Origin of the sequence: Thermogemmatispora carboxidivorans (assembly GCF_000702505.1) — a bacterium.
Classification (GTDB): domain Bacteria; phylum Chloroflexota; class Ktedonobacteria; order Ktedonobacterales; family Ktedonobacteraceae; genus Thermogemmatispora; species Thermogemmatispora carboxidivorans.
The window spans coordinates 2,635,648-2,661,576 of record NZ_JNIM01000001.1 but is presented as its reverse complement, the minus strand read 5'-3'; the positions used below and the strand labels follow the sequence as shown (position 1 = coordinate 2,661,576).

At 61.7% G+C, this 25,929-nt stretch carries 21 protein-coding genes and 1 tRNA gene; 12 read left to right on the top strand and 10 right to left on the bottom strand.

The window, feature by feature from the left end; all coding sequences use genetic code 11:
- Positions 1-214: 214 nt before the first annotated feature.
- The 7 genes from N688_RS10350 to bcp all read left to right on the top strand — a co-directional run bounded on the left by N688_RS10350 (position 215) and on the right by bcp (position 7,522).
- The gene (locus N688_RS10350; RefSeq protein ID WP_052889205.1) at positions 215-628 is read left to right on the top strand and encodes a secondary thiamine-phosphate synthase enzyme YjbQ; all 414 of its coding nucleotides are present in this window, start codon (positions 215-217) and stop codon (positions 626-628) included.
- 228 nt (positions 629-856) lie between these two features.
- Complete coding sequence (gene nadB / locus N688_RS10345) at positions 857-2,572, top strand: L-aspartate oxidase (protein WP_052889204.1); 1,716 nt, start codon at positions 857-859, stop codon at positions 2,570-2,572.
- Positions 2,565-3,410, top strand: a complete 846-nt coding sequence (nadC, locus tag N688_RS10340; RefSeq protein ID WP_052889203.1) for a carboxylating nicotinate-nucleotide diphosphorylase — start codon at positions 2,565-2,567, stop codon at positions 3,408-3,410. Before nadB ends, nadC begins: the two co-directional genes overlap by 8 nt.
- Before the next feature lie 65 nt (positions 3,411-3,475).
- Complete coding sequence (nadA, locus tag N688_RS10335; RefSeq protein WP_052889202.1) at positions 3,476-4,660, top strand: quinolinate synthase NadA; 1,185 nt, start codon at positions 3,476-3,478, stop codon at positions 4,658-4,660.
- A 360-nt stretch (positions 4,661-5,020) separates the two neighbouring features.
- Positions 5,021-5,665, top strand: a complete 645-nt coding sequence (locus tag N688_RS10330) for a TMEM175 family protein (RefSeq protein WP_052889201.1) — start codon at positions 5,021-5,023, stop codon at positions 5,663-5,665.
- Positions 5,666-5,862: 197 nt separating this feature from the next.
- On the top strand, positions 5,863-6,849 hold the full coding sequence (locus tag N688_RS10325; RefSeq protein WP_081838716.1) for an amidohydrolase family protein: 987 nt from the start codon (positions 5,863-5,865) through the stop codon (positions 6,847-6,849).
- A 163-nt stretch (positions 6,850-7,012) separates the two neighbouring features.
- Entirely contained in the window at positions 7,013-7,522 is a 510-nt protein-coding gene (gene bcp, locus N688_RS10320) for a thioredoxin-dependent thiol peroxidase (protein WP_052889200.1), read from the top strand.
- A 127-nt stretch (positions 7,523-7,649) separates the two neighbouring features.
- On the opposite strand, the gene N688_RS10315 is transcribed toward bcp, so the two are convergent.
- Entirely contained in the window at positions 7,650-8,492 is an 843-nt protein-coding gene (locus tag N688_RS10315) for a phosphate signaling complex PhoU family protein (protein WP_052889199.1), read from the bottom strand.
- A gap of 356 nt (positions 8,493-8,848) precedes the next feature.
- Here N688_RS10315 and N688_RS10310 point away from each other — a divergent pair, with 356 nt between their 5' ends.
- Both N688_RS10310 and N688_RS10305 read left to right on the top strand, forming a co-directional pair.
- Positions 8,849-9,493, top strand: a complete 645-nt coding sequence (locus N688_RS10310) for a hypothetical protein (RefSeq protein WP_052889198.1) — start codon at positions 8,849-8,851, stop codon at positions 9,491-9,493.
- 89 nt (positions 9,494-9,582) lie between these two features.
- Complete coding sequence (locus N688_RS10305) at positions 9,583-10,137, top strand: acyl-CoA thioesterase (protein WP_202901891.1); 555 nt, start codon at positions 9,583-9,585, stop codon at positions 10,135-10,137.
- 7 nt (positions 10,138-10,144) lie between these two features.
- On the opposite strand, the gene N688_RS10300 is transcribed toward N688_RS10305, so the two are convergent.
- Complete coding sequence (locus N688_RS10300) at positions 10,145-11,503, bottom strand: MFS transporter (RefSeq protein WP_052889197.1); 1,359 nt, start codon at positions 11,501-11,503, stop codon at positions 10,145-10,147.
- A 320-nt stretch (positions 11,504-11,823) separates the two neighbouring features.
- On the opposite strand from N688_RS10300, the gene N688_RS10295 reads away from it, so the two are divergent.
- Entirely contained in the window at positions 11,824-12,678 is an 855-nt protein-coding gene (locus N688_RS10295; RefSeq protein ID WP_052889196.1) for an SDR family NAD(P)-dependent oxidoreductase, read from the top strand.
- A gap of 127 nt (positions 12,679-12,805) precedes the next feature.
- Here the strand turns inward: N688_RS10295 and N688_RS10290 are convergent, their stop codons facing one another.
- From N688_RS10290 to N688_RS10285, 3 genes are all read right to left on the bottom strand, one after another.
- Positions 12,806-14,998 carry a glycosyltransferase family protein gene (locus N688_RS10290; protein ID WP_052889195.1) on the bottom strand — a complete coding sequence of 731 codons (2,193 nt, stop codon included), beginning with the start codon at positions 14,996-14,998 and terminating at the stop codon, positions 12,806-12,808.
- A gap of 243 nt (positions 14,999-15,241) precedes the next feature.
- A tRNA-Sec gene (locus N688_RS22780) sits at positions 15,242-15,337 on the bottom strand.
- Between the two features lie 176 nt (positions 15,338-15,513).
- On the bottom strand, positions 15,514-16,185 hold the full coding sequence (locus tag N688_RS10285) for an HAD family hydrolase (protein ID WP_052889194.1): 672 nt from the start codon (positions 16,183-16,185) through the stop codon (positions 15,514-15,516).
- A gap of 228 nt (positions 16,186-16,413) precedes the next feature.
- Between N688_RS10285 and N688_RS10280 the strand changes: the two genes are divergently transcribed.
- Positions 16,414-17,769 (top strand): phenylacetate--CoA ligase family protein, encoded by a 1,356-nt coding sequence (locus N688_RS10280; RefSeq protein ID WP_156025373.1) that lies wholly within the window; start codon positions 16,414-16,416, stop codon positions 17,767-17,769.
- A 178-nt stretch (positions 17,770-17,947) separates the two neighbouring features.
- Here the strand turns inward: N688_RS10280 and N688_RS10275 are convergent, their stop codons facing one another.
- On the bottom strand, positions 17,948-18,859 hold the full coding sequence (locus N688_RS10275) for a CPBP family intramembrane glutamic endopeptidase (RefSeq protein WP_162179531.1): 912 nt from the start codon (positions 18,857-18,859) through the stop codon (positions 17,948-17,950).
- 533 nt (positions 18,860-19,392) lie between these two features.
- On the opposite strand from N688_RS10275, the gene N688_RS22775 reads away from it, so the two are divergent.
- Positions 19,393-19,671: a hypothetical protein gene (locus N688_RS22775; RefSeq protein WP_156025372.1), complete on the top strand. Its 279-nt coding sequence runs from the start codon at positions 19,393-19,395 to the stop codon at positions 19,669-19,671.
- Between the two features lie 426 nt (positions 19,672-20,097).
- Here N688_RS22775 and ndk read toward each other — a convergent pair whose 3' ends face one another.
- From ndk to N688_RS10255, 4 genes are all read right to left on the bottom strand, one after another.
- Positions 20,098-20,562: a nucleoside-diphosphate kinase gene (gene ndk / locus N688_RS10270; RefSeq protein ID WP_052889191.1), complete on the bottom strand. Its 465-nt coding sequence runs from the start codon at positions 20,560-20,562 to the stop codon at positions 20,098-20,100.
- Between the two features lie 74 nt (positions 20,563-20,636).
- Positions 20,637-20,990, bottom strand: coding sequence for a roadblock/LC7 domain-containing protein (locus N688_RS10265; RefSeq protein ID WP_052889190.1), 354 nt, complete (start codon positions 20,988-20,990; stop codon positions 20,637-20,639).
- Positions 20,991-21,328: 338 nt separating this feature from the next.
- Positions 21,329-24,469 (bottom strand): tetratricopeptide repeat protein, encoded by a 3,141-nt coding sequence (locus tag N688_RS10260; RefSeq protein ID WP_052889189.1) that lies wholly within the window; start codon positions 24,467-24,469, stop codon positions 21,329-21,331.
- A gap of 24 nt (positions 24,470-24,493) precedes the next feature.
- On the bottom strand, positions 24,494-25,771 hold the full coding sequence (locus tag N688_RS10255; protein WP_052889188.1) for a M16 family metallopeptidase: 1,278 nt from the start codon (positions 25,769-25,771) through the stop codon (positions 24,494-24,496).
- Positions 25,772-25,929 lie beyond the last annotated feature (158 nt).

The window sequence follows — 25,929 nt, the reverse complement described above, 5'->3', positions numbered from 1 at the left end:
TGTCCTCGCTGTTGCCGCTGCTGAAGAGCTGAACCACCTTGTTTCAGAGCGTACCATATTTCAGACCCCAAAAGGAAGAGCCTGGCCCGAATGCCTGCCTGGATTGTCCAGTGCCGGAGCCGGCACTATACTTGAACGGAAACCCTCTCTAGCTGGACCTGCGCTACGAGCCAGATGGCGGGGTCCCGAGAAGATCCTACCGCAGGAGGTTGCTATGAAATCGCATACAGCCTATCTCACCTTTCATACTAAGAAACGCAAGGAGATCATCCCTATCACAGATCAGGTCGAGCGCATCATTCGCGAGAGTGGCATTCAGGAGGGCCTGGCCCTGGTCTCTTCGATGCACCTGACGGCCAGTGTCATTATCCAGGACGAGGAGTCTGGCCTCTGGCGCGACATCATGGAGTGGGCCGAGCAGGTGGCTCCCGAGCGGCCCGACTATCACCACCATCGCACCGGCGAGGATAACGGCGATGCTCACCTCAAGAACCTCTTGATGCATCTGCAGGTTGTGATTCCTATCACACGCGGACGCTTCGACGCCGGTCCCTGGCAGCGCCTCTTTTATGTCGAATTCGACGGCCAGCGCGATAAGCGCGTCATTGTGAAAGTCATCGGTGAGTAGCCACATCTCTCTGATTCGCTCAGGCAGAGACAAACGGGCCGGGCCGGGATCAGACGCGCGCTCGTGCTCTCCGGGCAGCGCTTCCCCGGCCCCTTGTTTTCCTGAGAGATCGCTGGTATACTTGTTAGCAATACGGTTGGTGTATTTGATACACCTTTTTCTTTTTTGAGGCCAGTTAGTGTAAATTTTACACTTAATGGCTATGGACCGAGACAAGAAGGGACCAACATGGCGAGCTGCCAGAGATTTGACGTAGCCATTGTGGGCGCTGGCATCGCCGGCCTGACCGTGGCTCTCAGCCTGCCGCCTGACTGGCGTGTGGCCCTCCTTACCAAAGGGCGGCTGGGGGAGAGCAACACGCGCTATGCGCAGGGGGGGCTAGCGGCGGCACTGGGGCCGGACGACAGTCCCGCACTTCATTACGCGGACACCCTGGCGGCGGGGGCTGGCCTCTGTGACACGGAGGCCGTACGCCTCCTTGTCGAAGAAGCGCCGACAGCCGTGCGCTGGCTCATCGAGCTGGGCGTCCATTTTGATCGGGCGGCACCTGGCGAGAGCGCTGAGGCTGTGACTGCCGACGGTCTGCTTTTGGGTCAGGAAGCGGCTCATGGCCGGCGGCGCATTCTTCACGCCGGCGGCGACGCCACGGGGGCCGAAATCGAGCGGGCCCTGCTGGCCGCCCTCAAGGCTTGTTCCCACATCTCCATCTATGCCGACACGCCTGTCTGCTCCCTGCTCGTTAACGAGGCTGGCTGCTATGGTCTGCAGGCCCTTGATCAGCACGGGCAGCCCTTTGTTATTGAAGCGCGCGAGACAGTGCTGGCCTGTGGCGGTACGGGCAGCCTTTGGGCATACACCTCCAACCCTGCTGGGGCTACTGCTGACGGCCTGGCCCTGGCCTGGCGGGCTGGGGCTGCTCTGGCCGACCTTGAGTTTGTCCAGTTCCACCCGACGGTACTCAAGGTCAATGGGGCCAGCCATCTCATCTCGGAAGCCGTCCGCGGCGAAGGGGCCTATCTGCGCAACCATACCGGCGAGCGCTTCATGCCGCGCTATCATCCTCTTGCCGAGCTAGCCCCGCGCGACGTGGTGGCGCGGGCCATCCTCAGCGAGATGCAGGCTGAAGGGGTGGACTGCCAATACCTCGACCTGACCCATCTTCCTGATGAGCGGATGTATGCCCGCTTTCCGACCATTGCCGCTCTCTGCCGTCGTTACGGCCTGGACCTGGCCCATGATCTCTTACCCGTTGCGCCGGCGGCCCATTACTGCATGGGCGGTATTCTGGTGGATCAGCAGGGGCGCAGCACGCTGCCGCACCTGTATGCCGTCGGCGAAGTCGCCTGTACTGGTGTGCACGGCGCCAATCGCCTCGCCAGCAACTCCTTGCTTGAAGGACTGGTCTTTGGGCGCCGTCTTGCTGCCGCCTTGCGGGGAGCGCTCTCTGAGCAGGCTCCCCGGGCTGCCGGACGGCGGCGGCACGAGCTAAGGCTCTCACTCGTCGCTACCCAGGAGCAGGCCCGGCAGTGGCCGCTGCCGCCGGACTGGGTTGGGCCAGAGGAGCTGGCGCGCGTGCTTCAGCAGGAGCTGCGAGACCTGATGTGGCGCTCCGTCTCGCTCTGCCGCGACGAGGAGGGACTGCGCGCCGCCTGGCAACAGTTGCTACGGCTGCGGACCCGCTTTGCTGAGGCGGCCCGACCACGCGCCCCTCACGAGGCCGTGGCGTGCACCTGGCTAGAGGCCGCCAACATGCTTGATAGTGCTGCTCTCGTCGTGCAGGCCGCCCTGGCGCGACGCGAAAGTCGTGGCAGCCACTGGCGTAGGGACTATCCTCAGCCTGATCCAGCGCTGGCTGGCGTGAGCCTTGTCCTGCGGCCCGCTCTTCCGGGCGCCGAGGCCGCGAGCAGCGTTGCTCTCCAGCACAAAGGAAGACCGTATGTCTGAACTCCCGCTTGACCTGATCAGACAGGCTCTAGTCGAAGACGGAGCCTATCGCGATCTCACCACGCTGTGTACAGTGCCCGCCGAGGCCCAGGCTCGGGCTGTTCTGCTGGCGCGGCGCGAGGGGGTCATTGCCGGCCTCCCTCTTGCCCTGGCCGCCTTTCGCCTGCTCGACGAGCGTGTCCAGGGAGAGGCCCACGTCAAAGACGGGGAGGCGATCGCCGCCGGTCAGCCGTTAGCGGATCTACGCGGGCCGGCGCGCGCCCTCCTGAGTGCCGAGCGTGTGGCTCTCAACTTCCTCGGCCACCTCTCCGGCATTGCCACCCTGACTGCGCGCTGTGTGCGGGCCGTGGCTGGCACCGGCGTGCGCATTCTTGACACGCGCAAAACCACCCCTGGTCTGCGGTCCCTTGAAAAGGAGGCCGTGCGTCTGGGAGGGGGCTACAACCACCGCTTCGGTCTTAGTGACGGCATCCTCATCAAAGACAACCATATCAAGGCTGCTGGTGGCCTGACTGCTGCCATCGACGCGGTACGTCGTCAGGTGCCCCATCTCCTCAAAATCGAAGTCGAGTGCGAGACCCTTGGGGAGGTGCAGGCCGCCGTCCAGGCTGGGGCTGATGTCATCCTGCTCGACAACATGGGGCTGGAGCAGTTGCGTCAGGCCGTTGCCCTCGTGCGGAGCGAGGCGCCTGGCATCCTCCTCGAAGCCTCGGGCGGTATCGGCCCAGATCCAGAGCGCCTGGCGGCTGTCGCGGCCACGGGGGTCGACTTCATCTCCCTGGGCGCGCTGACGCACTCGGCTCCCAATCTGGACGTTGCCCTGGAGTTTCTTGCCTAGCGCTTGCCAGCGGGAGCGTTCCTGCAGCCCGCAAAGTCGAAACGAGAAAGGAGGAGCGAAATCTCATGGCTCTGCAAACAGCCTGTGAAGCCAGCCAGGAGAGTCGCATTCTACCCTTGCTGCATCCGGCCACGCGCGACCAGTATGCGCACGGAGGGCGCGCCGACCACATCCCGCGTCGCTATGCCGAGATGGATGGGGCCGAACTCGATCGGCGCATCAGTCAGGCCAAAGCTGCTCTTGGCCAGCGCCTGCTGATCCTGGGGCACCACTACCAGCGCGACGAGATCATCAAATACGCCGACCTGCGCGGTGACTCCTTCAAGCTTGCTCAGCAGGCGGCAGCGCGGCCTGAAGCCGACTACATCGTCTTCTGTGGCGTGCACTTCATGGCCGAGAGTGCCGACATTCTAAGCGCCCCTCATCAGCAAGTCATCCTGCCCAACCCGACCGCTGGCTGCTCAATGGCCGATATGGCCAGCATCGCTGAGGTTGAAGAGTGCTGGGAGACGCTCAGCGAGGTCCTGGGAGAGGAGGCCGGCCTGGTGCCGATCACCTACATCAATTCGGCGGCCAGTCTCAAAGCCTTCTGCGGCCAGCATGGTGGTATTGTCTGTACCTCCAGCAATGCCTTCAAGGTGATGGAATGGGCCTTCAGCCGGGGGCAACGGCTGCTCTTCTTCCCGGATGAGCATCTCGGGCGCAATACTGGCCACGCCTACGGCATTGCCGAAGAGGAGATGGTCGTCTGGAATCCCAAGAATCCCCAGGAGACCCTCGACGACGAGGAGCGGCTTCAGCGCGCCCGCCTTATCCTGTGGAAAGGCTACTGTTCGACCCATATGCGCTTCACCGTCCAGCAGATCGCCAAGGCGCGCGCCGAGCACCCCGATATCACGGTCATTGTCCATCCCGAGTGCCGGCGTGAAGTGGTCGAGGCCGCCGATCTCTACGGCTCGACCGAGTACATCATTCAGCAGATCGAGCGGGCGCCGGCGGGCAGCAAGTGGGCCGTGGGAACCGAGATCAATCTGGTTCATCGCCTGGCCCTGGAGCATCCCGACAAGCTGATCTTCTGCCTCGACCCGATTGTCTGCCCTTGCTCGACCATGTACCGTATCCATCCAGCGTACCTGGCCTGGGTCCTGGAGGCCCTCGTCGACGGCCAGGTGATCAATCAGGTCAAGGTGGACCCAGAGGTGGCCCATTGGGCTCGTGTAGCCCTTGACCGCATGCTGGCCCTGAAATAAAGACTGAGCTAAGGCGACCACCAGGGTGGCCGCATCAGTGACGGCGCGCAGGATGCTGCTCTGCAGAGCACGCGCCCGCGCGCCGTTCCCTTCTTGCTCTGATTCGCGATGGCCTGCTGGTCGCTCTCGGACAGCGCGCTCTGCTCTTCCCCTCCTCGTGCTTGCCAGCAGAATGCGCTGACTGCTATCCTTCTGAAGAGGTAAAAACGGTGTGCTCTCCCTGGATCTGCTCGGTTCAACTCAAGGAGTGGAAACTGCCTTCTCCTCCTTCCCCGGATCTGGAGAGGCGCTTGTGGTAGCTGGCTCCAGGGAGAGAGGGTGTGACTTCAGCCGGATTCTCTCCTGCCAAAGGAGGATGGCATGCAGCAGAGACACGCAGCGAGCAGAGATCTTCTGGCAAGCAAGGATCGCTTGAGCGCCCTGAGCGACGGGATTTTTGCCGTCGCCATGACCCTCCTTGTCCTCGATATCCGCCTGCCAGATGGCCTCGGATCAGCAGCTGTTCCCGACGCATTTCTTGATCTGCTACCGCGCTTCTTAATTTATGTTATGACTTTCTTCTTGTGCTCCTCCTACTGGTATGGTCAGCATCGCTTGATGGATCGAATGACTGTAGTTGATGGTGGCTTCTCTGCGCTTTGTCTGCTCTTTCTCTTTTTCATTACCCTCTTGCCGGTGACTATGAACAGTTTTGGTCGCTATCCAGGCATACCCCTGGCGATTGCGTTCTATACGCTTAATCTGGCCTGCTGCGGCCTGGCCCTCGTGATGCTGACCTGGTATGCCGTCTTTCACCGTGGATTGCTTGAGCGTGCGATGGGGCGGCAGGTCTGGGAGCATGCCCTCTATTACGGTCTCCCTACCTCGCTGCTGTTGCTATCTTCATTGCTACTGCTGTTGTTCACACGCACCACGCTGCCAGTGATGGTCTGCTGGCTACTCATTCCTGCGGTCACTGGCCTGACGCGTCTCATCGGGCGCAAGCAGCACAGGCAACAGAGCTGAGCCACTGGTCACAACCCACCGGCAGAGGGACGACGAAGTGAGCGACCGCCTGCGGTCTTGGCAGCAGGCTCTGGCACGTCAGCCCTATCATCAAAAGAGAAGGGTGCTGGCAAGAGAACGCTGGCCTCTCCTGCTTTCGCTGGCCGCGCGGCTGAAAGCGGCGACCGGACTGTTGATTGAAGGAGAAGGTGAAAGATATGCGTATCATCGCACTTGAAGAGCACTTTCAGATTGCAGAGATCAATCGAGCTGCTGCGCAGTGGCAGCCCCAGGAAGAGGGCTTCCGTCCCGTTGGCTATCCCCCACCTGAACGCGAGCTAGAAGATCTTGGCGAGGGGCGGCTTCGGGCAATGGAGGAGATGGGCATCGATATGCAGGTGCTTTCCTACACGGCTATGGCTCTCCCGACCATTCCTCCTGTCGAGGCGGTCGCGCTCATGCGCGAGGTCAATGATCGGCTGGCCGCTGCCATCCAGGCCCATCCCGAGCGCTTTGCCGGCTTTGCCACCTTGCCATTGACTGATCCCGAGGCGGCGGCCCGCGAGCTCGAGCGCACCGTTTCCAGGCTAGGCTTCAAGGGGGCCATGATCAACGGGCGCGTCGCTGGCCTCTTTCTGGATGATCCTCGCTTCCGTCCTGTGCTAGAGGCCGCCGAGGCCCTGGACGTGCCCATCTATCTCCACCCAGCTCCGCCGCCAGAGCCGGTGATTGCCTCCTGCTACGCGGGACTTCCCCCCAACGTCACGACCGTCTTTGCAACTGCAGGCTGGGGCTGGCACCTGGAGACCGGCATTCATGCGCTGCATCTGATCCTATCCGGCGTCTTTGATCGCCATCCGCGCCTGCAAATGATTCTCGGGCACTGGGGCGAGATGATCCCCTTCTACCTGGCGCGCATCAATCAGACGTTGACTCCTGCTGCCACTCACCTGCAGCGCCCCGTCGCTGACTATTTCTTGGAGCACTTCTACGTTACTCCCAGCGGCATGTTTACCCTGCCACCGTTGCTGCTGACGCTGCAGATCGTGGGGGCCGATCGTATCCTCTACGCCGTCGACTATCCCTATATCCAGGACAGGCAGGCACGAGCCTTTCTTGAGCAGGCGCCGCTCAGCCCTGCCGACCGCGAGAAGATCGCCCACGGCAATGCTGAGCGTCTGCTCAAGCTCAAGCCCGGGGCCTAGGGTGGGCAGGTCTGCTGCGGCCCAGGAGCAGACGGTGCAGTTAGCCTTGCCAGCGGGAGGGTGGCGGTGATACTGTGTAAGCAGCGCCTCGGGCGCGAACCCGCCGTACCGCCTCTCTCGGTGGACGCCGGGTCAGACTTTCTGTGTGACGAAAGGACCAGCCATGAGCGAAACAATAGAGCGTGTTGTGCTAGAGGAGGGCCAGCCGGCCCCAGACTTCACGCTGCCTGTCGTAGGCGGCGACGAGACCAGCGGTGATCAGCTGCATCTGGCCGATCTACGCGGGCGCGTCGTTATCCTCTACTTCTACCCGAAGGATAATACTCCTGGCTGCACTACTGAGGCCTGCAACTTCCGCGACATGCATCCCGAGTTTCGCCGGCGCAGCATCGCCGTGCTGGGCATCAGTGCCGATGAGGTTGACTCGCATCGCGACTTCGCCGAGAAATATCATCTGCCTTTCCCCTTGCTTGCCGATGTGGGGGCCGTGGTCGCGCGCCAGTATGGGGCCTATGGAGAGAAGACCCTCTACGGTCGCAAGTATCTCGGTGTGCAGCGCATGACCTTCCTCATCGATCGGGATGGTATCATTCGCAAGATCTGGCGCAGCGTCAAGCCAGATGGGCATGCGCAAGAGGTGCTGCGCGCGCTCGAGGAGCTGCAGCTTGCCTGACGGCTCGGCTCGACTCTGATTGGATCGGGGGCGAGACGCCGGCCTGAGAGAGTCGAGCCTTCTGGCAGGACATACGTGCCCTGCGCCTGTCTGCCACCGACCCCAGGCAGGAGGGCAGGAGACGATGCTATTGCCTCTGCTCTGGGGGATGGCAGATCTGGAGCTGGCGCTCGACCCGTTGCAGAGCACGAATGTCCCGCTGCCCCTCGACCAGGTAGACCAGTCGCTCGCAGAGCGTGCTCCCGTGGAGACTGATGTCGCGCAGCGAGGAGACGAAGCTCCAGAGGAGCATGAGCCAGCGTTGACTGCCTTCGTGGCCAGGCTCTAGTGGCTGCGCTCCTGGCTCGGGAGTACTCAGGCTGGTGAGCAGATCGTGCTGCAGGCGGGCAAGGTGACAGCGAAAGTAGCGTTGCCGTCGCCAGAGGCGCTGAGCCTCCTGAGTATCCCAACGGGCCAAGGCTCCAACGCTGGCCGTTGTCAGCGCGCTGGCTTGCTGGCCAAAGACCGTGAGGCGTTCGAAGAGTGTCGCCACGAGCAAGGCCGAAGCGGCGGACGTGTTAGGGCCTTGGGCTCTGCTAACCGCCATCGGCGCTGAGGGGGGGAACTGGAGCCAGCGGAGGAGACGGGCCAGCTCGCGCGTCTCCTCCGCTAGCTGCAAAAGCGTGCTCACGAGCAAGGGTAAAGAGCAGAGATAACGAAGTTGACTCTCACTCTGGGCTAATCCCTTGCCCGACATGGCTAGCCAGCGACCAATCTCTTCCTCAATGCTCTGCCCAAGAGCAGCGAGCTGGGGATCGCTCTGTTGCAATGTGCTGGCAAGCGCAAGATCCACATTGGCAACTGCCGTCAATGCCAGTCTGAGGCGTTCGCTGGTTAGGGAACCCAACTGAACCAGGCGAATCCAGGTGGCTTCCAGTGGGGAAACAAGAAAGGGGGAAGCTATTTCATACATAGTCTTCTCTTCTGACATTGCCGATCTGTCTCCTGTTGCATCAGGTTGTAGCTGAAGGAATCTCTGGCCCTTGCGAGAATGGCCCTGTCCTGGACGATAGGGCAGGCAGTTCTCGGCGAAGACACAGCCAGGGCGTTGATTCTCACACTCCGAGCACAACTGTGGTGTCGGTGATCAGGTGGGGAACGAACCGACCCATAAAAAGCCCGGGGAGAGGCGTTATCATCGGCATAGAACGGGGCCGGGGCGGGCAAAAATGGGCCACGTGCCTGGTCCGTTCTGGCAGTGGCTGCTATAATAGGCGGCACATAGGCTGAGCAGTTTACGCGCCGATCATCAGTATACAAATATCGATTGTGGAGGGCTGCCCGCTGATGGAGCACTTGATCAAACAGCTTACACGTCTCTTCCTGGGCGTCGGTTGCTCCCTCATCTTGATGAGCGTCTTAGGCGCTTGCAATCTCTTTGGGGGCGTGGAAAGTGCCCCAACGCCGACGCCGACTCCAACGAGTAAGCCGAGTGTGGCCTCTAGCACTGTCCCGACGGGCGATTTCCTCAGCTACCGTGGCGATGGCTATGTCATCAGCTATCCTCGCGGTTGGAAAGTAGACACGAGTAAAGCAGGCTTTGTCACCTTTTCTGATCCGCAGGGCATCGCCTATCTCTCGGTGCATGTCCAGCCCAATCCGAACGGTGTCATCTCAGCAGAGGACCAGGTTTCGGTTGGCCTGCAGCTCTTCCGCTCGCAGGTGACTCACTACCAGCCAGTCAGCGTCGCCCCGACCACGACTGTCGCTGGCGAGTCTTGGAACCAGGGAGCAGCCACCGGTGACCTGCGTGTTGAGGGCCAACCGAATCCTGTCACGGTCAAAATTGTTGTTCTGGCCGCCAACCATCCGGCGAACTCGCCCCAAACCCAGGGCTTTACCATTGCCTACGCTACTGCCCAGGAGATCTTCGATCTGGCTGATCAAGGGGAATTTCAGCCGATGCTGCGCTCCTTTGCCTTTAGCTCGTGAAGGTGCGACCCTGGGCAAGGGTCCGCCTCCAGGCGGGTGTCGGGTGGGGCGTAACCATCGGCCACCAATGCAGGGAGTGAAAAGAGCGCATGGAGCTGTTCGACAAGGCGAAAGAGCGAGCAACCTCGTTCCCGGCAATCGACAGTAGCCAGGGGCATACCATTGCCTACTCACGTACCACCAGCAGCCGTCTCATGGGTGTTCTTGACGCCAATGCCAATGGCAATGTCCACGGCGGCGTCATCATGCGCATGGTCGACGAGGCGGCGGCAGTGGTTGCCATCAAGCACTCACACCGCAATGTGGTTACTGCGCGTGTTGAGCGCTTTGACTTCCTGGAGCCGGCCTATCTAGGTGACGTTGTCTCAGTACACTGCGAGCTGCAGTATGTGGGGCGCAGTAGCATGGAGGTAGGCGTGCGTGTCACGGCGGAGGACCCGCTGACCGGCGAAGTGCGGCACGTCGCCAGCAGCCGGGTGATCTACGTTGCTCTCGACGAGCATGGTAAGCCCACGCCGGTCCCGCCGCTCGTGCCTGGCAATGACGAGGAGCGCGCCATTATCGAGCGGGCCCGCCTGCGCCGTCAACGGATGCAGAAGCTCGAAGAAGAGCTGGCGAAGCTGGAGGCAGGCAGCAGCGAGTGAGGCCGGGCTATCCATCGTGCGCCTCGGTCTGATCGCCGCTGGTGGAGGCCAGCCTTGGGGTCTCGGGCTTCGGCTGCTCATCCAGAAGACGTACATCGTGCATCAGCAGGCGCACCGCCGCGCTACCCAGCAGCACCAAAGCCCCGATGCCACAGAAGAAGGTGTCTACCGGGCCAACAGCCAGGCCGAGTACCGTGCCCCGGAAATCGTGTAGCACTGTGCTCACCAGGGACCCGGCCAGCGCTGCGCTCAGAACCGAGGCCAGGCTACCTGCCGGCGTGAGCACCGCTGTCACGCGACCCACAAATTCACGGGCCGTCAGCCGCAGCACCAGCGGCTCGACAGCCACATTCACGGCGATCCAGGTTGCTCCCACCAGAAAGATCAGCCCGAAAGCCGGGCCGACGCTGGTCATGCGCGCCAACAGCAGTGTGGTCAGCCCCAGCGCAAAGGTTGCTCCCCACAGCAGGCGCGGCAGTCCCAGACGATTGGCGACCAGACCGGCAATCAAGGCGCCGGCGATAGCTCCCAGACCAAGCACTGTGCCCAGCGGGCCATAGAGATTCGGCTGAGCATGCAGATTATCGGTCACAAAAAAGATGGCCAGAGCATTGAGCGCTCCGAAGGCGCTCATGCTCAGCAAGCTGGCCAACAGAATCGCCAATAGCCCACGACTGCCGAACAAAACACCCAGACCGGCACGGAAGTCCTGGCTGAAGCTAATAGGATCGCTCTCCAGACGCTTCTCGACCGGAGCGCGGATCAGGGCGATAGTCAGAAAGGAGATGCCGAAGGAGAGGGCATCGGTGATCACGGCCCACTGGATGCCGACGTTGAAGACCAGCAGTGAGCCGATGGCAGGTCCAACGATGACGGAGAGTCCCATCGTGGCCTGACTCAGGCTCGTGGCCCGTGCCAGGTCCTCTGGTTCAACGATGTCGCCGATCAGAGCCAGGCGTGCGGGATTAAAAAACTGGCCGCAGCTTTGGTCGAGCAACACTACGGTATAGACTGCGCCGAGCTGCCAGCCAAGCGGCAGCTCCAGCGCTCCGAAGAATGGCACAGTCGGAGAAAGAACCCAGGCCAGGCAGCCGGTGAGTGCCATGCGCAAGCCGTCGGTGCGCAGCATGGTCAACCGTCGTGACCAGCGATCGACGAAGACGCCAGCCGGTGGGCCGATGAGCGCCACCGGCGCGTACTCAGCGATGAAGACCCCACTGACCCCCACTGGCGCCCACGAGCGACCCCGCCCCAAGTCGTTAGCGATCCAAAGTACAAGCGCTGCTCCGAGAATCACGTCGCCCAGGTTAGAGATGGCCTGGCCGAGCCAGAGCAGCGCGAAATTGCGATTGATCAGGACTCTCATCGACAGTCATGATAATCAAGCTAGTCGTGCTGGGGGAGAACGATGCTCTTGAATTAACCCCGCACGCCAGTGCTACTATTCTCTTGCAGTAAAGAAAGCGAGAGGGCGCAGGGGCCTTATGGTACTGGCCCCTGGCTCAACTTGGGCGCCTTTGCTTCTGCCTCCCGTCTGCTTGCGGGTCTCTTCTCTACAGCCTGTCACAGCGAGAGGAGTACTGTCAAGGTGAGCGGCGCTCAGATAGCGAGCGGATGGCCAGGGGAGTGGGGCGAGATGGGAAAGCGGCTATGATCTTGTGAAAGGTGAAGAGGAGGAGAATTCTCTTGACATACCACTATCGTGGCAAGACAGCCCTGATTACGGGGGCCTCATCGGGTATTGGTCGCGCGTTTGCCCAGGCCCTGGCGGCGCGTGGCATGCATCTCATCCTCGTGGCGCGCTCGGAGGAGCGCCTGCGGCAGCTCGCCAGTGAGCTGCAGGAGCGGCATCGTATCCAGGCTGAAGTCATCGCCAGCGACCTCAGCCGTGAGGGGGCGGCGATCCAGCTGGCCAGCGTTGTGCGAGAGCGTGGTCTCACCGTCGACCTGCTCATTAACAATGCCGGCTTCGGCACCTATGGTCCCTTTACTGAGCAGTCTGCCGAGCGTGAGCATGAGGAGATCATGCTCAATGTGGCGGCGCTTGTTGATCTCACCCATGCACTGCTCCCCTCGATGCTAGCCCGTGGTGGGGGGGCTATCATCAATCTGGCCTCGCTGGCGGCCTTCTTGCCCATTCCCCATATGGCTGTCTATGCCGCCACCAAAGCTTTCGTGCTCTCTTTCAGCCAGGCGTTATGGGTTGAATATCGGCGCCGGGGACTGCGGGTTCTGGCTGTCTGTCCCGGTCCTGTCGCCACCAACTTCTTTGCGGTCATAGGCACCTCCCAGGAAGACATGCCTGGCGGGATTCTCTCCCCTGAACAGGTGGTAACCGCCAGTCTCCGCGCTCTGGAACGGGGACGTAGCCAAGTTGTCCCGGGCCTGCTCAACAAGCTCATGGCCTTCAGCACGCATCTGGTGCCACGGACGCTGGGGGCGCGCGTCGCTGGCAGTTTCCTGCCCCGTCGCACGCAGCCTGGCAGTGCTGCTGGCAGCGATCGCCCGCTTCCCTCGGCGCCCGAGCCGCAACCCCGCTAAGCTGGCTGGAAGTGGAACTTCCCTGGCCCTATCCGATCCTGGGAAAGGCAAAGGAAGAGCGCGACTGCGCTGCGCTGCGCTGTGGGGGCCGCTGGAGCTTGCCCTGTCGCTCTTCCTTTGCACTACGCTACTCCTGGCCGAGCGGTGCGGCGATCTTGCCTTCTGACGAAGGAGCCTGCTCGGGCGAAGCTGTGCTGGATGCTGAACCGACCAGAGCAGCGCGCGATCTGTGTGGCCAGTGCGAGAAAATACGCGGGAGGCGCCCCCGTCGATAGAGTTGCCAGCCGGCCAGCCAGAGCAGCAGCACCAGCAGAGCGAGTACCGAGAGAACTGCGCCGCGCGCCACTGACGCGGGCTGGTAGCGGTAGCTGAGCGTATGGGTCCCCGGTCCGACGCGGATGGCCGGCATCAGGCCAGCGAAGCTCTGCACTGGCACACGCTGCCCGTCGAGGATGGCAATCCAGCCCGGGTAGGCTGTCGTAGCCATCACCAGGTAGCCGCCTGTGGCGCTGGTCACGCGAAAGCTCTGTTCATCGTCCTGCTGGCGCAGCAGCTGGACCGTTGCCGGTAGAGGCCGGTAATGGGCCAGGCTTGGCGGCTGACCATCTGGTCCGGGGCGCAGCAGGTAAGCCGACCCGGCGTCAAGACTATTGCGGTAGAGGAAGGTCCCGTCAATCTCGCCGACGAGAAGCAGATGACTATCGTGAAGCGGGCGCTTGGAGACCAGTACCGTAACGTGGAGCAGGCCGAGTAGACGCGGGTCAGGGTGGACCCAGGGGGCATCGTAGGGAATCCGCTGCTGATAGCCAGTCCCGTAGTACCCACCGGCGCGGTCCATATACTGGACGTAAGCGCCGACTAGCAGCGGATCAGCTCCATCGGCCAGGCGTAACTCCAGCTCAGCAGCGGTCAGCTGTGGAATATTTTCCTGCAGGCTGTAGATGCGTCCATCTCCGGCCAGCTGCTGCGCGGCCAGAGCGAGGCGCGAGGGTCTCGTGATGAGGCTCACGGAGCCAACCTGCGAGTAGTGTTGATCGAGCAGCACCAGGTTCGTGACCACCAGAGTCAACAAGAGTGCTCCTGCGCCCAGACTCGCGGCTCGGCTCAGTCGCCGCAGAGCTTCTGTCACGGTACTGGCGCCCAGACCGGCCAGCAGCGCGATCCCCAACAGACCCAGGAACCAGATGCGGGCCAGGCCGCGGAAGCGGTCGAAGTCTGGCAGAAGATGCTGGACCACATGGTAGACCTTCGAGGACTGCCCCATTGCCAGACTGGCGACCAGCATCACGGCCAGCGCCAGCAGCCAGGCTTTGCGCGTACGGCTGGCCGTGCCGAAGGCCGCCAGGCAGAGCACGCTCAGGCCTGGGGCAATCATGCCCTCCCAGGTTAGCCAGCCCGGTGGGGGCTCGTTCACCAGTGAGTGAAGAAACTGCGTCAGCGTAATCTGATCCTTGGGATGCAGAGCGTAAGCCCTCGTCGAGTAGCGCATCAGCTCCAGCAGTGGCAGGAGATGGATGCCAGCCAGGGCTACGCCCAAAGTGCAGGCCACGAGCAGGCCGGTGGCAGAGAACAGAGCTGGACGCCGACCCTCCTGCCTGGCCTGCTGCAGCAGGAACCAGGCCGCGACAGCGACCAGCATCAGCAGGCCATAATAGGCCATCTGAGGATGGCCGGCCAGCAAGGTCATGGCCACACAGAGGGCCAGGGCCGGCCCCCAACGTAGGGGCTGACGGATGGTGGCCCAGGCAGCCAGCGCCAGCCAGGGATACCAGCAGACCGTCTGCATGATGGTCACATGGCCGGCCCCCAGATGGCTGATCAGGCGTGGCGTGGCCATATAGCTGACCGCCGCCACCAGCGCCGGCCAGCGCGGCAACGCGAGGACGCGGCGCGCCAGCAGCAGTGTTCCCAACCCCGCCCAGAAGAAATGAAGAGTCATCAATACAAAAAAGTAATTGCGCAGTGAGAAGAAGTGCACCAGTTGTGTGGGTGGATAGAAAAGAGCTGCCAGGGGATCGGCCCCCAGAGGCAGGCCACCGCCGAAATAGGGATTCCACAGTGGAAGGCGGTGCGCCTGAGCAACTGTACGCTGTAGCTCCAGAACCATCGGCCAGTGACTCACCACGAGATCGCTGCCAGGCCAGGCGGCCACCAGTTGGTCGTCACTCACCGGGGCGGGCCACTGGATCAACAGCGCCACCAGCAGCAGTAACGCCACCTGACCAGCGCCAGCCAGCCAGCGCTTTAGCCTCGGCCCGAGTTTGCTAACTCTCCTCGATGCTTGCTGCAGATACCGTAAAGCTAGCTGGGGATAGTCCATTGCTTTCTGCGCCTTTCTTCTTGCAAGCATTCCCGTAGATAGAGTGACGCTTGGAAAGGGGTAAATGTTCCTCCGTAGGATTCAGAACGACTTATAGGGAGAATGGCATCAGAAGATGGTAAAGATAGCTAGGAAAGGGAACGAGCAGAGCAGGCCAGATCAGTAGAGCATTCAGTTGAAAGGCTCTCCCATCAGGGCAGACGCAGAGTGACATGAGGCTGCGGAACAAGAGGAACAGGGAGGCAGAGGTGTATGGGAGTCGAACCCACCAGGGACCGCGCGCAGCGACCCCCCAACCGTTTTGAAGACGGCGAGGCCCACCGGGACCCCTACACCTCCATCGTCGCCAGTCCAGGTACTGGCTACAGAAAAGCCAGGAGAGACGAGGAAGAAACCTCGCCTCACCCTGAGTGAGAGTATAGCCGATTGCGCAATGAGCCGCAAGCCCGTCTTGAGCTTGAAGGCCCGCCAGCGGATCGGGCGAGCGGGCCCAGAGCCTCCAAGGAGCTGGGCTCTCAAGAGGCAGGAATCAAAGCGCGCAGGCGCTCTACGTTCAGCTCGGAGAGCGAGCGCACTACCAGGTCGGCCTCGTACAAAGCCTCTGGCTCGCGCGTGGTCGCGACCGCCAGGCAGCGCATGCCCGCGGCGTGGGCCGCCTCGATGCCGGCTATCGCATCTTCAATCACCACACAAGCGGAGGGTGGCACCTGCAGCGCTTCGGCGGCCTTCAAAAAGATATCTGGGGCGGGCTTGCCACGCTCCACCATTTCTCCCGAAATCAGGACCTGCAGATAGCGCTGCAGGCCCAACAGCTCGCTGATCAGCGCGATATTCTCAGGTGGCGTGGACGAGGCCAGAGCCTGGGCGGTGCCGGCCTCATGCACGGCCTGGAGTAGCTCTAGTGCTCCCGGCAGCGCCAAACTTTGGGGATTCTGGCGCACCAGCTCACGAAAATAGGCTTCCTTGCGCTCCGAGAGCGCGCGAACCCGCTCGGGAAGCTTCTCTCCCCACAGCAGTGGGATAATATGGTCATTGCGCATCCCAAAGGTTGTGCGGAAATCCTCCTCACTCAGCGTCCACCCCTCCTCTTGAGCCAGGCGCTGCCAGGCCCGGAAATGAGCCTGCGCGCTATCGATAATCACCCCATCCAGGTCCCAGATCACGGCCCGAAGGCCCTGTTCAGCCATAGAATGACCCCTGCTCCTTCCTCACAAAAACAGGTGGAATAAAAAGGGGAAGAGTGCACCAAACCTGGTGCTGTGTGCTTGGCTTGACCCCTTCCCCGGTAGCGTTAGCGTTCCGCCAGACATGATACCATATCGGCTACCCGGCTTGCCGGGCCAGGTAGGCCAGCGCTCTCGCTCGCATAGACGCCTGCAGAGAGCAATGGTAGAATAGTGGCGGAGGTGCTGCCCATGAGCGATCGGAAATATTTCAACGAAGAGATCGAAACTCTGCCCCGCGAACGCCTGCGCGCGCTCCAACTGGAACGCCTGCAGGCGCTTGTCGCTCGGGCCTATAGACAGAATCCGTTCTATCGCCAACTCTATGATCAAGCTGGCATCAAGCCAGAAGATATTAAAAGCCTGGAAGATATTCAGAAGCTGCCATTTCTTGAAAAAAAGAGCGTACGCACTGCTTACCCCTATGGTATGGCGATGGTGCCGCCCGGAGGCGAGCAAGGGGCCTTAGAGGTGCACGCCACCAGCGGCACCACTGGTAAGAGCGTACCTGTTTTTGCCACCCGGCGCGATCTGCAGAACTGGGCCGAGCTGAACGCCCGCGAGCTATGGATGGTCGGTTTACGGCCTGGTGATATCCTCCTGAACTGCTATGGCTATGGACTCCCAACGGGGGGCTTTGGCTTCCACTACGGGGCCCTGGAAATGGGCGTCATGGTCATCCCGATGGGTTCGGACGCGCGCCAATACGAACGCATCTTTGAATTCATCACGGATTTCGGGGTCAGTGCCATGTGTATGACCCCTTCCGTCGGCCTCTATCTGGGTCGCAAGGCGCGAGAGTTAGACATCGACTTCTCTCGTACCAGGTTACGCATCGGCCTCTTCGGAGCTGAGCCCTGGCCCTGGGAGACTCGCCTGAAGCTGGAAGAATACTTTCATATTACGGCCTACGACGAATTTGGCATGACCGAGTTTCTTGGGCCAGGCATGACCTGCGAATGTGAGGAACGCAACGGTATGCATGCCTGGGCCGATACCTTCCTGGTCGAGTGCATTGATCCCGAAACCGGCGAATGGGTCGAAGAAGGCCAGGAGGGAGAGCTTGTCTGGACCTGGCTCACGGGCGATGGGACAGCCATGATTCGCTACCGCAGTCGCGATCTCTCGCGTCTCTGGTGGGAAGAGCGTTGCCCTTGCGGGCGCACCCATCCGAAAATCGGAGCCATCAAAGGGCGAACCGATGACGCGGTCTCCATCCGCGGCCTGCTGGTCTTCCCCAGCCAGGTAGAGGCGGCCCTGCTGCGCTTTCCAGAGACCGGCACGAACTTCCGCATCATTGTTGATCGTCGCGATGAGCTGGACACCTTCTTGCTCAAAGTCGAAGTCAAGGAGCAGCAACTGTTAGAGCAGAGCGAGCGCTGCCAGGAACTGGCCCGCGCGATGGCGGAGGCGGTCAAATCGATCACGGGCAATACACCCAAGGTAGAGTTGGTGCCACCCGATAGCCTGCCGCGCGCTACCGGCGGCGAGTCGAAGACGGCCAGCGCACGGGTAGAGGATCGGCGGAAGCTGCGTGCTGGCGCCTAGCCGGGCTAGCCAGGCCGGTCATCGGAGCGGCATGCGCTACGCTTGCGGTCTGCGGGGTCCCTTCTTGTGTTTTCCTCTGGCTGAGAACGCTCTGAGGCAGGAAACGGGAAAGCCCTTCTCCTCAGCGTTCCGTTGCCGGTCAGGCCGCTGGCGTACCTGCCGCTCGCTGACTGAGAAGTTAGTGCAGTCGGCCCAGCATATAGAGCAGAATCACCGTAGCGCTGATCCCGTTATTGAGCATGTGCAGCAGCAAACCGGGGTAAATGGAGCCGCTCCACCAGCGCAGCAAGGCCAGGAGCAGGCCAATGACGATCAGCACAGGGAACGAGCCGAGGTCGGCATGGGCCAGGCCGAAGACCAGGGCACTCGCCAGCACGGCCCAGCCGGTAGCCAGGCCGCGACGCAAGCCGGGAAAGACAAAGCCGCGAAAGAAGATCTCCTCACACAGTGGAGCTACGATCACGGCCAGCACCAGCAGGGTCGCGGTTGTGATCGGCTCCAGACGACTACTTTCCAGGATGACCTGATCATTGGTCTGTAGCGGCAGGTGCAGGCCCTCCAGCAGTGCCGAGTAGAGGCTGTTGACCACATAGAGCAGCGTCAGGAAGGCTACTACCAGCCAGAGAAAGCGCGGTCGGAAGCGGCGCAGGCCAAGGGCCTGCAGCACGTTCCCCAGAGAAACACGCTCTGCTTTGGCCGCCGCCAGCGCAGAGGACGACCTGATCTCGTCACCGGCGCTGGCCTTTGCTGACTCAGCAGCCCTAGACGCAGCCTGGCGACGTAAAGCGCGGCGAGCAAAGAACAGCGCCACTAACAAGAAAGCTCCCTCCACCACTAGCGTCGAGAGCGCCGCCGCCAGCGCCCCCTCCAGATCTTGCTGGAGCGAGAGCGGCGCCTTCAGCCCAGGCGAGCGATTTCCCTGGAGCTGGGCCCCGAGCGAGAGCAGCAGCGAGAGCAGCAGCCAGGGTACCAGGGGAATGAAGATCGCCAGCCAGGTCTCGCGAAATGACCAGGGAACAGACGCCTCCGCTGTTCTCTGGGATGGACGGTCTGGCTGCGGACCCCTGTCGGGATGTGACAATGAACTCACTAGATCCTCCAACCAGGTCGGGGCGATATCGCCAATCTTATCTATCGAGAAGCCAAGAGGGCGAGGACCGGCCCCCGTCCACCCGCCCAAGAGCTGGGCGGACACCTGACGCCCGCCAAGGGAGGAGCCTCCCGGCCTCTTGCGCCAGTATAGCGGATGCCAGTCCTGCTTTGCAAGCGCGGCTCGCCCCGGTCCTTACACGTGAAAAACAACAATAACTTCTCTGAATGACTATTCATATAAAAAGCCATTCTTATTATCTTTGGTTGATCTTTGAGGCATCATCACCTTGACATAGCAGCCCTTTGCGCAGTAGGATGAGACCACCAGACCGGCGAGGGAAAAGCTTGTCAGAAGGAAGCAGCCACCTCATCTGTACTGTGCCTTGAGAGGCAACTCAGAAGCAGATGAGCGGGGAAAGGTACCAGTCCCTTGTCGGCCTCAGTGAGCAGAACGCTTGTCGCGCATCTTTCCTGTGCAGTGAGCGAGTAGAAGAAACGAAAGCGCGTTTGTTGAGAGGAAGGAAGGGATTCTTGGCAGGTACACTTGAAAGTAACCCGGCGACCAGTCCAAACTGGCGAAAGCACCGTAATGGCTGCCCATTCTATCGCGAGCGCTGGTTTTCTGACAGCGACATAGAAGCGGGGGAGCCGCTGTATCAGGTATTCTGCATGAAAGGCACGCCCCCGCTGACGCTGGAAGAGCAGAACCGTTGCTTGCGTAGCAAAACATGCTGCTGGCGCCTTGCGGAAAAGGCGGAGAAGAAAGAAGCTGTCAAAGGAAAAGGGGGCCAGAGGAGCAGTCCTGACTGATCAGCCAGTTGCGAGCTGAGAGCTATCCTGGCACCTTGCTCCCTCAGCGGGTGGCCCGCGCCGGTTCCATCCAGGCCGGGTGCAGCGGCCTGCCCCTGCCACTTGTCTTGTCTTCCTCTCTACCTGCCTGCTTGCTGTCCCTTCCCCTCTGGCGTGTTGCATGAGCCGTATAAGCGGGAGCCAGGCGTACAGCTGAGCGGAAGATCTGGCGGATGGCCCAGCCGGCGGGCGGTGCTAAGCGAGCAGCCGCCCGGCCATGCAGAACAGGACAGGTAGAGAGAAAGCGCGAGGCGCGCATGAGAGCCAGGTGAGGAAGGAGAGCGGTGGCGCTGCGACTTCAGCAAGCGGAGAAGGCCGGGCCGTAGACCTGGACCTTGCCAGCCGACTCAGCGAAAGGGTAGGCGCTACTCAGGAGCAAAGGCGTGCTTACTGGTGCGCTTCCTCCTCATAGAGCCAGGACTCGCTGGCCAGGCGGTAATCGAGCAGCTCCTCTGGCTTAAAGAAGAGGCTGATCTCCCGAGCCGCCGTCTCAGGCCCATCGGAGCCGTGAATGATATTGTAGCCAATCTCCAGAGCGAAGTCGCCGCGGATCGTACCAGGAGCGGCCTCAGCCGCGTTCGTTGCCCCCATCATTGTCCGCACCATTTTGATCGCGCCGCGGCCCTCGACCACGCCGACCACCACGGGGCCAGAAGTAATATGCTTCACCAGGCCGGCATAGAAGGGCTTCCCTTTATGGACAGCGTAGTGCTCCTCTGCCAGTGCGGGAGACATCTGCAGCATCTTCAGGCCAACAAACTTCAATCCCCGCTGCTCGAAGCGGGCAAGAATCTGCCCGATGAGGCCGCGCTGGACCCCCTCGGGCTTAATAATAATCAGTGTTCGTTCCATCGCTTGCAGCTAAAACTTCCTTTCCACCAAATTACAGACCAACGCTTTGGTCAAAGCGAAGGAGGGAGAGGCTCCTACTGGCTCGTCACCAGAGGGAGAATCTGGCGACAGGCTTTCTTCATCTCCAGGCGTACACGTCCGAGATTGGGAGAGCGGGTCTGCTGAGTAGTCACGACGAGGATCAGGTCGCCCACCTCCGCCATCTGGATCGTCCCCTGTTGCGTTTCAATTATAGCATGGCGAATCTCGCCCTGGTTCACTTGCTTAGTATAGGTACTGAGGGAGCCAAAGGCGGTAGCGGACAGGGCACCGATCATTTCCTCATCCTCGCTATGCAACGTTCCACTGACGATCAGCCCGTCCTTACCCACCAGGATGACGCCTGTGACCTCATCAAGCTCGGTCAACCGCTGTAGAATCGTCTCCACTGATGACTCCTTTGGATGGTAGCTAGATTCTTCTCTGAGATGAGCGATGCTCATCTCAACGCCAGAGCGCAGCCAGGCGGCTGGGCCAGCCCGGTCTCAGTTCCGCCCGGCCCAGCCTGACCTGGCCTGGTCGAAAAATCTGGTGGCTGGGAGCCCGGGCCAGCTGAGGTCGGCCAGGCATGCGCCGGCTTGCTCTCCTGACGTCTTCCTTCACCTGTCTGCCTCTCTTCCCGATCGTCGGGCGGGCCGTCTGCTGTTGACCCTGGACCGTGCCAGTCCGCTTACTCCCTGTCGGCGGCCCGCGAGCGAGCCGGTCGCTACTCCTGGTCAGCGAGTGGCTAGGAAGAAGCGCCCTGACCTCTGGCGCGGCGCGTCATGGTCAGTGCCTTATTGTAAGCCTCCATAGCCTGGAGATACTCGCCCTGGCGCATGTAGGCGTCACCAAGTACGCGGTAACCTGGTGCATATTTCGGCGCCAGCTTTAGCAGAGCGCGCGTATTGCTGATCACCTCGCCCAGCAGTTCCGGCTGATTGCGGATCACAATGCGATACTCTTGCATTGCCTCGTCGTAAGCACCGGCGAGCTGATACTGATAACCGCGGATCAGGTGCTCCTTGTAATTCGCCTCGCCCCCTTCTGAGCTTCTGCCTGCGCCGGCGCTGGGGCCACTTGGGCCAGCGCTGGGGGTCTCGCGGCTGGCGGGGCGAGGAGCTGGAGAGGAGGGGCGTCCGCCCGAGGCCGAAGGGCGGTTCTGTGCTGGCTGGAGGCGGAAGACCGGGCGCTTCATAGTTGTCTCCAGCTCGTCCTCCAGCAGGGCATCGGGCCGATAGCTGGGTAGCGAAGGCCCCTGAGGAGAGCCTTGTGCTGAGGGCGAGTTGAGTCCTGGGCCGGGCGTAGCGGGCCAGAGCGGCTCAGGCATGTGTCTTGGCTCCTCGTAGCGAGGAGGCTGAAGTGGGGGCTGTCCCAGCGGGGCGCGGACCGTTTCCTCCAGCTCGGAGGGGGGGGGCGGAGCTGGAGGAATCGTTGGCTGCTGGGGGGTATAGGTGGTCCGTGGTGGCTGTTCAGGCGCCGCGGGCAGGGGAGATGTTCCTGGCCCTTGCTGCGCAAAGGCTGCCAGCTCGCCTGGTTGCAGCGGCACGAAGCCCTGGGCATACAGCTGCTGTTCAAGGTCCTCCAAAGTTGTCAGCAGTCGTTGCTCAGCGGCTGCTGGCGGCCCACTCTGCTCGGCGGCGGGACGCTGCCCAGCCCCGGCGGCCAGCTCGGCCAGCCATGACGAAGCAGGCAGCTCCTGAGATTGTGCCGAAGGGGCGGGGGATGGCTCAGGCTCAGGGCGCATGCTCTGAGTCTCGTAGGCGGACGGAGACGGGCTACTCATCGATGAGCCTGCGGATACCTCGGAGCCTGTCGACCAACCGGCCAGTTGCTCAAGCCAGGGAATTCCTGCCTCCGGGTGAGAGGAACTCTGTGGAGAAGCGGCGGGCGTCGTAGGAGTGGGAGCGGGAGACTCCTCGCCCCAGATTGAAGCTGCTGGCGGGGTGGCAGGCACGCCGGTGTTAGAGGAGGCTGTCGGAGCAGAGGGTGGCCAGAGCGGACCAGCCGCCGCCTCCGGTTCCTCGAACGCGCTATGACTGGCTTGCAGCTGTTCCAACCAGGCTGGCTTTTCCGGGGGGGCAGAGAACTCCTCGCCCGTCAACTCATCCCAGGTTGTCGGGGCAGAGTAAGCCAGCTCCGAGGCGGCGTAGTCCTCCGTGCGGTGAGCGGCTGGCTCGCCGCGCCAACCCTGTTCCAGGCGTGCATAGCCATCGGCCTCTGCTGAAACGGACGTTACCGAGGGTCCCTGTCCTCCCTGGTCTGCCGGCCAGGCCGCCTCTCGTTCCTGCTTTGGTTCTTGCTCCTCCTCTGGTTCGCCCCAGACTGCTCCATGTGAGCCGGAGCTGGCTGGTGAAGAGGCTGGTGACACCTCGGCGGGCTCCTCGGACTCCTCCATCGTCTCCGCTCCCAGGGACTTCAGCCACTCTGGCCAGCCCTCCTCTGGGTCGGCGCCCTCCTGCATAAACGGAAAGATCTCTTCCTCTGCTCCCGGCCGCTCGGCGAGCGACTCCGCCTGAGCAGCAGGCTGGGACCAGGCGGCCTCTGCAGTCATCTCCTTATGGGAAAGGTCCACCGACTCCAGCTCGGGCTCGGGCGTTGCGGCAGCCTCGGCCCCTTCAGCGGCCTCTGCCGCTGGCTCAGGCGAGGAAGCAGGCGTAGCGAGGGGACCGGATGGCTGGCGATAGAGCGTTGAATCGAGGGCGTCTAGCCAGGCGGGATGGGTAGAAGACTGGCTGACAGGCAGGCCCAGGTCTTCCTCGGAGTCAGCCGCTGGGGTAGGCGGCCAGACCGGCTGCTCCTCCCAAGAGGGTCCCTGCTCTCCAGAAGAGAAATCACTACCGGAGAGAGACCAGGAAAGGGAGCTGGCATGATAAGCCTCGCTGCCACTGGACCCAGGTGCCTCTAGCGGCTGCGAAGGCATCGAAGGCGGTGCAGGCGTGGGGGAGGGAGCAGGGGTTGTCGTCAGAGCCAGCGGATACGGGTCGGGCGTGGTCCAGCCGAAGATCGGCTCGCTCTCATTGCTGGCTGCTTCCTGCTCCTCTGCTGAAGTCGAGCTGGGTCGGGATAGGGTTGACTCAGCAGCAGGAGCCGTGGGCCGTCCAGGAGGTGGCATCAAGACGGCATCCTTGCGCACAAGTGTCAGGAAAGGGTCATTAGAGGAAGCCGTCAGCAGGTCGCTGAACAGCTCGCGAGCCATTGTCATCTCGGGGTCAAGCGCCTCGGCTCGCTGGAGCAGCTCGCGGGCGCGAGCCGGATTGTGGGGAAAGGTCATATGGGCCAGGAGCAGCAAAGCCTTCAGGCAGCCGGGGATCTCCTCCAGCAAGCTGGTTGCGATCTGCTCAGCGCGCTCATAATCGCCATCGTGCCAGCAGGCTTCGAGCAGGCCCGTGCGGGCATCCAGGCGATCGGGGGTAGTGGTCAGCACTGCCTCCCATTCCTGAATGGCCTGAAAGAGCAGGTCGCCGCGCATATAGAGGCGGGCCAGGCCGGCGCGCGAGAGCATAAAGCCGGGCTGGCCGCTGCGAGCACTCAGCTTATTAAACTCCTGACGGATCTGGCTATTGCCCCGGCTCAGCTCATACGCCTGCTGATAGCAGTCGAGTGCGGTTTCCACATCCCCCAGGCGTTCGCTTGTCAGCGCGCGGTTGCAGTAAGCGAGCACATTTTCGGGATCGTTGGTCAAGACCCAATCGAAGGTCTGCTGGGCCTCAGCCAAACGGTTCTGAGCCAGATAGATCTCCCCGAGGAGGCGATGAGCCTCTAGAGAGTGAGGGAAATGCGAGAGCACATACTGGCAGTGTTCAAGAGCCTCCTCGATGCGCCCGGCGCTCAGGGCATCCTCCGTATACTGCAAATACTCACGCAGCGTAGACATCGTTTTCAGCATAGAACCTGGTCTCCTCTTCCCGCGTTAGGCAGCTGTGAGCAACTTCTGAAAAAGATTGATCTGTCGAGGGTTTTCGGGGCCAATCAACGCCAGGCGGCGCCATTCGGGGGCGAAGCAAGTGCGCGCCACGCGTTGGAGATCCTGGGGAGTAACAGCCTGAATCTGGCGGATCATCTCATCCACATCGACCACCTGGCCAAGCAGGCATTCCTGACTGGCGAGCCAACTGGCGACCTGCTGGGTGCTTTCCAGACCAAGGATCAGGCCACCGCATACATAGGCCTTAAAGCGCTCCAGCTCTGCCTCAGAGACAGGTACTTCGCGGAGCGTATTCAGCTCCTGCACGATGGCCCGTACAGCGGCCTCCGTCTGGGAAGGATCAACCCCCGCGCTTACCACCAGATTGCCTGTTTCATAGTAACTGCTTGTGTAACTGCCGATATCGTAAGCCAGCCCGCGCTCCTCACGAATACTCTGGAAGAGGCGCGAACTCATCCCCTCGCCCAGGATGGCATTCAAGAGCATCAGTGCATAATAATCAGGAGAAGAATGAGCAACCCCCAGGGTACCGAGCGAAAGATTCGTCTGCTCCGTCTCCTTATAGACCACGGCCACGGGCGGCACATCTCGCGGTGGCGGGCAGGGCGTCCAGGTTCGTAGCGGACGCGGTTCCCAGTCGTGGAAGAGCCACTCGATCAGCTCCCGCACCTGGGCGTGATGAATATTGCCCACGACGCCCACCACCAGGGCATTGGGGCAATAGGATTGCTCCAGGTACGTCAACATATCCTGGCGGCCAATCGCGGCCACTGTTTCATCGCGTCCCGCATCGTCGCGCCCCAGCGGCAAATTGGGCCACATAGTCTGATCCAGCAAAAGGCCCGACCACTCCTGTGGATCATCGCGCGTCGCGCTCAGCTCCTCGATGATCACCTGCCGCTCCTTTTCAATCTCATAGGGATCGAAGAGTGGATAACGGATCATATCGGCGAGCACCTTGATCACTGTGGGGAGGTGCTCGCAGGGGACGCGCGCAGTATAACTGGTCAGCTCCTTCCCCGTACTGCCGTTGAAGACCCCCCCTACCCCCTCGATTGTTTCCGAGAGAATACGTGCACTTGGATAATTTTTTGAGCCTTTAAACAACATATGCTCAATAAAATGGGATATGCCGGCCAGGTGATCCGGTTCGTAGCGTGAGCCGGCGGCGAAGAAAAAAGCGATGCTGGCCGAGCGGATGCCCGGCACGCACATCGTCAGCAGGCGCAAGCCATTTGGCAGCGTAGTGTGCTCGTATTGCATCGATGCAAGCGTTTCTTCATGAATTAAGCCGCTAATGAGCCAGTCAGAGAACAGGCAGGTGAGGCACGCCCGCGCGGCTTCTCTTGAGAATGATACCCCCTGTTGCCAGACATTATAGACCCTTTATGGGTGTGTCGCAACAAGGCAATAGAAGAAGT